At 68.0% G+C, this 8,619-nt stretch carries 8 protein-coding genes; 3 read left to right on the plus strand and 5 right to left on the minus strand.

Going from position 1 to position 8,619, the window contains the following annotated elements:
* Positions 1–98: 98 nt before the first annotated feature.
* Complete coding sequence (locus TSO5_RS28595; RefSeq protein ID WP_247871005.1) at positions 99–866, plus strand: protein-methionine-sulfoxide reductase heme-binding subunit MsrQ; 768 nt, start codon at positions 99–101, stop codon at positions 864–866.
* Here TSO5_RS28595 and TSO5_RS28600 read toward each other — a convergent pair.
* The 4 genes from TSO5_RS28600 to TSO5_RS28615 all read right to left on the minus strand — a co-directional run bounded on the left by TSO5_RS28600 (position 778) and on the right by TSO5_RS28615 (position 5,833).
* On the minus strand, positions 778–1,455 hold the full coding sequence (locus TSO5_RS28600) for a dienelactone hydrolase family protein (RefSeq protein WP_109154792.1): 678 nt from the start codon (positions 1,453–1,455) through the stop codon (positions 778–780). The genes TSO5_RS28595 and TSO5_RS28600 overlap by 89 nt on opposite strands.
* A gap of 171 nt (positions 1,456–1,626) precedes the next feature.
* Complete coding sequence (locus TSO5_RS28605) at positions 1,627–3,651, minus strand: AsmA family protein (RefSeq protein ID WP_109154793.1); 2,025 nt, start codon at positions 3,649–3,651, stop codon at positions 1,627–1,629.
* A 72-nt stretch (positions 3,652–3,723) separates the two neighbouring features.
* The gene (locus TSO5_RS28610) at positions 3,724–5,436 is read right to left on the minus strand and encodes a SulP family inorganic anion transporter (RefSeq protein WP_247871006.1); all 1,713 of its coding nucleotides are present in this window, start codon (positions 5,434–5,436) and stop codon (positions 3,724–3,726) included.
* 136 nt (positions 5,437–5,572) lie between these two features.
* Positions 5,573–5,833: a helix-turn-helix transcriptional regulator gene (locus TSO5_RS28615; protein WP_085086208.1), complete on the minus strand. Its 261-nt coding sequence runs from the start codon at positions 5,831–5,833 to the stop codon at positions 5,573–5,575.
* 136 nt (positions 5,834–5,969) lie between these two features.
* On the opposite strand from TSO5_RS28615, the gene TSO5_RS28620 reads away from it, so the two are divergent.
* On the plus strand, positions 5,970–6,368 hold the full coding sequence (locus tag TSO5_RS28620; protein ID WP_247871007.1) for an aldehyde dehydrogenase family protein: 399 nt from the start codon (positions 5,970–5,972) through the stop codon (positions 6,366–6,368).
* Between the two features lie 28 nt (positions 6,369–6,396).
* A complete protein-coding gene (locus tag TSO5_RS28625; RefSeq protein WP_109154794.1) occupies positions 6,397–7,440 on the plus strand; it encodes a tartrate dehydrogenase in 1,044 nt (347 codons plus the stop codon).
* Positions 7,441–7,685: 245 nt separating this feature from the next.
* On the opposite strand, the gene TSO5_RS28635 is transcribed toward TSO5_RS28625, so the two are convergent.
* Entirely contained in the window at positions 7,686–8,600 is a 915-nt protein-coding gene (locus TSO5_RS28635; RefSeq protein ID WP_109154795.1) for a LysR family transcriptional regulator, read from the minus strand.
* Positions 8,601–8,619: the final 19 nt, after the last annotated feature.

Here is an 8,619-nt window from a genome sequence, read left to right on the forward strand (position 1 = left end):
GAAAATTTCCCCCGCCGCAAGACGCAGCCCTTCAACGGCTATGGCGAAGAGGTCGCGTCGCTCTATGCCGGGATGGACCTGAAGGCGAATTTCTGACCATGCCCGCTCCCATGGCCACCGCAGGCGGCGTCGATTGGCGCGCCGCCGCCAACGCCGCCCTTGCGTCCCGCTGGGCCAAGCCGGTCGTCTTCACCGCCGCCCTGGTTCCCCTGGTCTGGACCGTCTGGCTCGCCTACACCGGCGAGTTGGGGGCGGAGCCGGTGCTGGAAAGCGTCAAGGCCAGCGGACTCTGGGCCCTGCGCTTCCTGCTGATCGCGCTGGCGCTGACGCCGCTGCGCATGCTGACGGGGCTGGCCGGGCTGGCGCGCTTCCGCCGGATGCTGGGGCTGTTCGCCTTCTTCTACGCCTGCGTCCACCTGTCCACCTATATCGGGCTGGACCAGTTCTTCGACTGGGCGGCGATCTGGAAGGACATCGTCAAGCGGCCCTACATCACGGTCGGCATGGGCGCCTTCCTGATCCTGACAGCGCTGGCCGCCACCTCCACCGACGGCATGGTCAAGCGGCTGGGCGGAAAGCGCTGGCGCGCCCTCCACAAGGGTGTGTTCATTGCCGGGCTGGCCGGCTGCCTGCACTTCATCATGCTGGTGAAGGGCTGGCAGACGGCGCCGCTGATCTATGCGCTGATCTGCATCGGGCTGCTGGCCTTCCGCCGCTGGCCGATCCGGCTGGGATCTCATAAGGACAGGCGGCGGAAGGAAGCTCGGCAAGCTCCGGTCAGAACACGGCCCGCAGCAGTCCAACGGTCCGGCGAAGCGCCAGCACCGCACTTTCCGGATGGAAGCTCCCCCGCTCGTCGCAGTTGAAGCCATGGCCAGCCGGATAGACATGCACCGGCACCCACGGATAGCGCGCGCTTACCCCTTCGGCGACCGACAGCGGGATGGCGTGGTCCTGCTCGCCGAAATGAAGCAGGGTCGGCACGCGCGGGGCGCTGTCCAGCGTCTTGCCGATCTCCCCGCCGTAATAGCCGATGGCCGCGCGCACCGGCAGGGCCGAGGCCGCCGCCCAGGCGATGCTGCCGCCCCAGCAATAGCCGACGATGGCGGCCGACCCGTCACCGCCCAGATAGGCCAGCGCCGCGGCGACGTCCTGCAGGGCATCGGCGGTCGCCACCGCGCCCTTCAGCGCGATGCCCCTCTGGATGCCGGCGTCGTCATAGGGCAGTTCCACCCCGCGTTCGGCCCGGTCGAACAGGTCCGGCGCCACGGTGGTGAAGCCCTGCTGGGCAAAGCCGTCGCAGACGCTGCGGATGTGGTGGTTGATGCCGAAAATCTCCGGCGCCACGATCAGTCGCCCGATCTCCTCGCCCTTGGCCGGCGCCCGATAGGCGCGCAGCCGGTGGCCGTCCGCCGCCGTCAACTCGATCCAGCCGGCGGTTGATGCGTCACTCATGTCCCGAACCCTCATCTTGCGAGACCGTCCAGGCGGTCATTGCCCAGGATCATAAGGCGCTGGACCGTCACGGCAACTGGCGACAGGGCAGCGGACCGCCGCGATGGTCATATCCGCCCTTCCGTTCGTATTATTGCCCCGCCACGCTGCGGATTGCGGCCTCCGGGCGCTTCACCGGCCGAACAGGTCCTTGAGGGCCGGAGGCAACTGACCGCCCGGAATCGGCAGGGGGAGGTTTCCCGCCGGCTTGTCGGCCTTGCCGGAATTGCCCGAGCCGAGGACGCCGCCGAGGATGTCGGCCGGAGAGGCGCCTTCCTTCAGCCGCCTCACCGCCTCCGCGGCCTTCGCCGGGTCCTTGATGGCGGACAGGGCGACCCCACTGAAATCGGGCTGGATCGAAGGTGCGCCGAAGCTCCCCGTCACCAGGACGGGGACCGTCACGCCGGCTTGCTGGAACTGCCCGCCCTGCCCCTTCAGACTCGACGTCACCGTCGGTTCGAGGCGGAGGTCCAGCCGCCGATCCGGCAGCGACACCGTGCCTTGTCCCTCCACGCGGAAGATCGGCGCCAGCATGCGCAGGTCGCCGGTGCGGGCCACGCCGTGATCGAGGCGGAAGTTGCCCCCGAACTCGGCGAAGTCGGTTTCCCGTGCCGCGGCCTGCATCTGTCCGGTGGCGGCGGCGACCGGATCGCGCAGGATCGCCGCGATGTTGATCCCCCGCAGCGCGCCGTCGCGGAACAGGATGTGGGCCGTCCCCATCAGGGCGGACACCAGCGCCTTCTGGCTGCCGCCGGCCGAGGTCACGTCGATGTCCAGCGCGGTGGTGCCGCGGATCACGTTGGTCCCGGCGAAGGTCGCCAACACCTGTTCGGCCTGCAGGCCGTTGGCGGTCATCTTCAGCGCATAGCTCGCCGGCTGCTTCGTGGCGTCCACCCTCAGGCCGCTGCCGGTATGGCCGCCGAAGGCGGGAAGGTCCGGCACATCGACCGCCAGAACGCCGTCCCGAAGAATGATGGTGGTCCGGGTGGGCCCGATCCCGATGCCCCGGATTCGGGTCCCTTTGCTGTCGACGACCGCGTCCAGGTTCAGACGCCGCAACGGTGAAACGTCGATCGGCTCGTCGCTCCAGCCGGCGTCCGCGGAACCCGGCGCGGGTCCCTGGGCCGGCGCAGCCGGGGCGGGGGCGGGAAGAAAGCGGTCGAGGTCGATCGGATCGACCGACGCCCGCAGCGTCACGGCCGGCACCTTGCCCGACCAGTCGGCGCTCACCGCACCGCTCGCCTTGACGTCGTCGAGCGCCAGATTGAAATCGTCCAGCGACGCCTGCGGCCCACCGAGGCCGGCCTTGCCGGTGAGATGGACCGTCCGCACCGGCAGCGTCCCAGCGTTCGGAACCCCGAGCCAAGCCGCCAGTGCGGTAACATCAGGCACCGACGCCGACAGCGGCCCGCCGGTGCGCCCATCGGCCTCCGGTTTCGCATCCAGCTTGACCTCGAACAGGTCGGATGCCAGCCGACCGCGTGCCGCCGTCGGCTTGCCTGCGGCGAGCGCGCGGGGGGAGTCGACCTGGGCCGTCAGGGTCAGCGCACGGCCATTGACCGCGGCATGGCCTTCGATATGAGCCGGCGTATCGAGATCAGGCATCGCCACGACCAGCGACCCATCCGACAGGGCGATGGACTGGCCGGACCGCTGGTCGGTGTAGCCGGCCGCGACATTGCCGATGCGGACGTCGCCCAAGCGCAGGTCGGGAAGCTCTTGGGGCTTCTGCCCTTGCGGGCCGGCAGGCTCATTGCCCTTACCGGCGCCCTGGCCGCCAAAGTCCCAGTTGCCGCGCCCTCCGGCATCCACCACCAGATTGGCCCGCAGGCCATCGACATGCAGACGCTCCAGTTCGACGGTGCCGTGCAGCAGAGGCCACAGCGGCAGTTCCAACTCGGCGTTCCCGACCTCGACCATCGGCGGGCGTCCGCTGCCGGGCACATCGGACAGGGCCGCCGATGCGACCGCCGCTTTCAGCCGCGGGAACAGCGATACCGAGGCGATCCGGAGATCGAGGTCGCGGCCGGTGCGCTCCTTCACCGCCGCGGTGATGCGCTGGGCAATGAAATCCCCGGTCAGGACAAAGGGCAAAGCGGCCACCGCGACGACGACCATACCGACGATGACGGCCAGTGCGATCAGCAGCTTTCTCATGACGCCCCCCTTTGCCGCGGAGAGGGCACCGCTTTCACGGCGCCCGCCTCCCGTGCCGGACAATAGGCGATCCTACCCTTCGTTGCCCCGCCACGTCTCGGCGGATGTGTCCGCCCCGGCGGTTATACGCCCATCGCTCCGCCGCAGCTTGCGCAGGCTGACCTCGATCGTCCGTTCATAAGTGACGAGAGGCGGCTTGAGGCCATGGTTGAACAGGTCCTGCCGCAGCGCGTGGCTGGTCCCGGTCAGGATCACTTTCACGCCGCGCCGGGCCGCCTTGTGCGCCAGCCCTTCGATGGTGTTGGCGGCGGTGGAATCGAGAAACGGCACGGCGCCGAAATCGACGATCAGCACCCGATGCGTGTCGGCGATGCGGTCGAGCACCGAACCGATGGAGGCCGCCGCGCCGAAGAAGAACACGCCGGAGATGCGGTAGATGACCACATCGGGATCGGCGGCGGCTTCATTGTAGGGCGTGCGGGCGGAGGAGGCACCGTCAGGCCGATCCTCGGCGACGAACGGGGTCTGGCTCTCGATCGCGGTCACCTTCGACATGCGATGGATGAACAGCACCGAACCGAGCGCGAAGCCGATGACGATGGCTTCCGACAGACCGCGGAAGATGGTGAGCAGGAAGGTCGACAGCAGGACCGCGGCGTCCCCGCGCGAGGAGCGCAGCAACAGCGCGAAGGCCGGCTTCTCGACCATGTTCCAGGACACGACCGCCAGCACGCCGGCAAGGCTGGCCAGCGGAATGAAGCTGGCCAGCGGTGCCGCGACCAGCACGAAGACCAGCAGGAACACCGAATGCAGCATGCCGGAAACCGGCCCATGGGCACCGGCGCGAACATTGGTCGCCGTGCGGGCGATGGTGCCGGTGACGCAGAATCCTCCGAACAGGGCCGAGGCGATATTGGCGGCGCCCTGCCCGACCAGTTCGCAGTTGGAACGATGGCGACGCCCGGTCATGCCGTCGGCGACCACCGCCGAGAGCAGCGATTCGATGGAGCCGAGCAGCGCGAACGACACGGCGCTCGGCAGGACCGCCTGGATCTTGTCCAGGGTGATGGCCGGCAGGCTCGGCATCGGCAGACCCGGCGGAATGCCGCCGAAATCCGTGCCGATCGTCGCGACCTCCAGGCCGAGACCGGCGGTCACCGCCGCACTCCCGGCGACCGCGATCAGCATGCCCGGCCAATGGGGCCGCAGAATCTTCAGACCGGTAATGATGCCGATCGACGCCAGCGCCAGCCCGACCGCCGCAGGTTTCGCCGTCGGCAGGCTCGACCACAGCACCGGCAGCTTGTCGAGCAGCGGCCCCGGCTCCGGCACACCCAGGGTCAGCCCGAGCAGATCCTTGATCTGACTGGCGAAGATGATGACGGCGATGCCGGCGGTGAAGCCGACCGTCACCGGATAGGGCATGAACTTGATGTAGGTGCCCAACTGCAGAAAGCCGATGGCCGCCAGGATCAGGCCGGACAGCATGGTGGCGAGGATCAGCCCGTCCATGCCGTGTGCCTGGACCGTGGCGGCGACCAGAACGATGAAGGCGCCGGCGGGGCCGCCGATCTGGAACCGGCTGCCGCCGAGAGCGGACACCAGAAGGCCGCCGAAGATCGCGGTGTAGAGCCCCTGGGCCGGCGACGCGCCCGACGCGATGGCGATCGCCATGGAAAGCGGAAGCGCGACGATGGCCACCGTCAGCCCGGCGATCGCATCGGCGCGGAAATTCGATAATCCGTACCCCTCGCGCAGAATTGTGACGAGCTTCGGGGTGAACAATTCGGCAAAACTGGGCTGACGAGGTTGGGAAATCGGTTCGGTTCGGGCTGTCATCTGTCCGGCGGCCTTCAATAAGGCGGCGGGATCGTCGGCATCAGGTCGGCGGTCGCCGTCGCAGGTTCGATCGGGTGTGGCGTCAGGATTTTTCCGTCGGTGTCCTCAGCCGGACGCCTCGGCCGCCGGCGATGCTCTGCGCATTCTCGCCGATCAGTTCGATCCCGGCCTGGGTGAGGGCATCGACCACCTTGGTCAGGCTGTCGACCACGCCACGCACATTTCCGTCGCTCGCCTCCATGCGCTGAATGGTCGGGACGGACAGTCCGGCCATTTCGGCGAGTGTCTTCTGGTCGATCCCCAGGAGCGCCCGAGCGGCGCGCATCTGCGAAGCCGTGATCATCCTGCATACCACGCTGATACATCTGGAACTATGTTCAGAATATGCATAATGACGTTTTAAATATCAATAGGGATGTTCAGGAACGCAGCAATGGGACCTGCCCGGAAAAGTCCCATATGCGATTGCCTCGGGTTCGGTGGAGTGCCTGGCCGGCGGGGCGCTAACGGACGGCGAGGGGTATTTCTACGCGCCGACCCTGCTGGCCGGTGTCGATCAAAGCTTCCCCGCCGTTATGGAAGAGATCTTCGGCCCGGTTCTGACCGTGCAGAGCTTCGATACCGAGGAAGAGGCGATGGCGCTGGCCGACCATCCGACTTACGGTCTTGCCGCCGGTCTCTACACCGGCGACCTGTCGCGCGCCATCCGCTTGACCCGGCGGCTCCAGGCCGGGACGGTGTGGGTCAACCGCTATGGCCGCTCGCGCGACCACATCCTGCCGACCGGCGGCTACAAGCGTTCCGGCATTGGCAACGATCTGGGGCGCGAGGCCTATCTCGCCAACCGCCGCAGCAAAAGCGTGCTGGTCGGCCTGTAACTCGATGAAAACCGATAGGGAACGTTCGATGAAAACCCACAACATTGCGATCATCAAGGGCGACGGCATCGGGCATCCCGTGGTCGATGCCGCCTGGGAAGTCCTGCAGGCCGTGGCGAAGCAATCCGGCTTCGCGTTGAACGGCACCGAGATGCCCTGGTCCTGCGCCCATTACAAGGAAACCGGCGCCATGATGCCGGCCGACGGCATCGACACGCTGCGCAAATACGACGCCATCCTGCTGGGTGCCGTCGGCTGGCCGGCGGAGGTGCCGGACGCGGTGTCGCTGCACGGGCTGCTGCTGCCGATCCGCAAGGCGTTCGACCAGTACGCCAACGTCCGCCCGCACCGGCTGCTGCCGGGGGTGGAAGGGCCGCTGCGCCGCGGCGGCTTCGACATCCTGTGCATCCGCGAGAACACCGAGGGCGAATATGCCGGCGCCGGCGGGCGCATCCATCAGGGAACGCCGCATGAGGTGGCGGTGGAGACCGGCGTCTTCACCCGCATGGGGGTGGAGCGGATCCTGCGCTTCGCCTTCGCCCAGGCCCGTGCCCGCCGCGGCAAGCTGGCCTCCGTCACCAAGTCGAACGCCCAGAAATATTCGATGGTGTTCTGGGACGAGATCACCCGCCAACTGGCCGCCGAACACCCGGACGTCGAGGTCACCAGCTATCACGTCGACGCCATGGCCGCGCGCATGGTGACGGCGCCGGAAAGCCTCGACGTCGTCGTCGCCTCCAACCTGTTCGGCGACATCCTGACCGATTTGGGCGCGGCGATCCAAGGCGGGCTGGGCTTCGCCGCCTCGGCCAACCTGAACCCCGACCGCGAGGCGCCGTCGATGTTCGAGCCGGTGCACGGCTCGGCCCCCGACATCGCCCATCTCGGCATCGCCAACCCCATCGCCGCCATCTGGTCGGGCGCGATGATGCTGGAGCATCTGGGGGAGAAGACCGCCGCCGACCGCGTGATGGCGGCACTGGGCGACACCACCGGCCGCGGCATCGGCACGGTTCCCGGCAAGGAAAAGACGGACGCGATCACCGCCGCCGTGCTGTCGGCCCTGTCGTGACGCCGATCCCTTCCAGAATACCCGCAGCGGAAACCACACGACCATGACCGATCACCTGACGGACCTCTCCTGTTCCGCGAACAGGGGCTGATCGGCGGTCGCTGGTGCGACCGGCCGCCCCGTCGCACCAGCGACCGCACGACGATGTCGGGATGCGCCTCGCGGAAGGCGGTCAGCGCCTTGGGAATGATGGACATGGAGGGCGGCGCCGAAGCGGCGAGACGGACCAGACCGGCCCGCGCACCTCAGGGGAGCATCATTTCGGCACCCATGCCCTTGCCGTCCGCGTTCCCGCGCCAGACATCCAGGAACCGCTCCAGCACCAGATTCGGTTGGGCGCCCTTCTTCGTCACCACCTGGAACTCCAGGGCATGATGGAAGGTGTCGGGCAGCAGCGCCCGCATCATGCCGCGCTCGACCCACTGCCGGGCATAATGGGTGGGCAGGAAGCCGACATAGCAGCCGGTGAGGATCAGGAACGCCACCCCTTCGCGATCGGTGGCCGTCGCGGTGTTGTTCAGCTCATGGGGAAGCTGCGCCTGGGTCGGCGCCACGGCGTCGGCCGCCTCCACCGCCTCGCGCGTCACCGTTTCCTCGGGTCGGTCGAACAGCGGATGGCCATCGCCGCAATAGAGCAGCGATTCCTCCTGGTAAAGCGGAAGACCGGCCAACCCGGGCAGACCTCTGCGGACCGGGACGACGCCGACGTGCAACTGCCCGTCCAGCACGCCCCGCTCGATCTCGTTGGGCGGAATCATGCGGATGTTGACGCGGACCTCGGGCGCCAGCCGCTTCAGGCCGCGAAGGGCGTGCGTCACCCGCATCTGCGGCATGGTGACGAGGTTGTCGGTGATCCCGATGTTCAATTCGCCGCGCAGGCGGCCATGCAGGGTATTGATCTCGCTGCGGAAACTCTCGGTGCTGGCCAGCAGGCGCAGCGTCGCCTCATAGGCCAGATGCCCTTCGTCGGTCAGCCGGAAACCCGCCCGCCCGCGTCGGCACAGCGTCAGGCCAAGCCGCCGTTCGAGATCCGCCATGTGCTGGCTGATTGCCGCCCGGCTGATGTTCAGTTCCACCTCGGCGGCGGAAAAGCCGCCGCACTCCACCACCGTCCGGAACACGCGCAGAAGCCGGATGTCGGCATCGCCGATCGGGGCCATGGGTCGGGTGGGGGGGCGG

This window comes from Azospirillum sp. TSO5 (assembly GCF_003116065.1).
Classification (GTDB): Bacteria; Pseudomonadota; Alphaproteobacteria; order Azospirillales; family Azospirillaceae; genus Azospirillum.

Bases quoted from the DNA above. Each gene is read 5' to 3' on its own strand.
- TSO5_RS28625 (WP_109154794.1), top strand. From the start codon at position 6,397: ATGAAAACCCACAACATTGCGATCATCAAGGGCGACGGCATCGGGCAT.
- TSO5_RS28615 (WP_085086208.1), bottom strand. From the start codon at position 5,833: ATGATCACGGCTTCGCAGATGCGCGCCGCTCGGGCGCTCCTGGGGATC.
- TSO5_RS28605 (WP_109154793.1), bottom strand. From the start codon at position 3,651: ATGAGAAAGCTGCTGATCGCACTGGCCGTCATCGTCGGTATGGTCGTC.
- TSO5_RS28600 (WP_109154792.1), bottom strand. From the start codon at position 1,455: ATGAGTGACGCATCAACCGCCGGCTGGATCGAGTTGACGGCGGCGGAC.
- TSO5_RS28595 (WP_247871005.1), top strand. From the start codon at position 99: ATGCCCGCTCCCATGGCCACCGCAGGCGGCGTCGATTGGCGCGCCGCC.
- TSO5_RS28635 (WP_109154795.1), bottom strand. From the start codon at position 8,600: ATGGCCCCGATCGGCGATGCCGACATCCGGCTTCTGCGCGTGTTCCGG.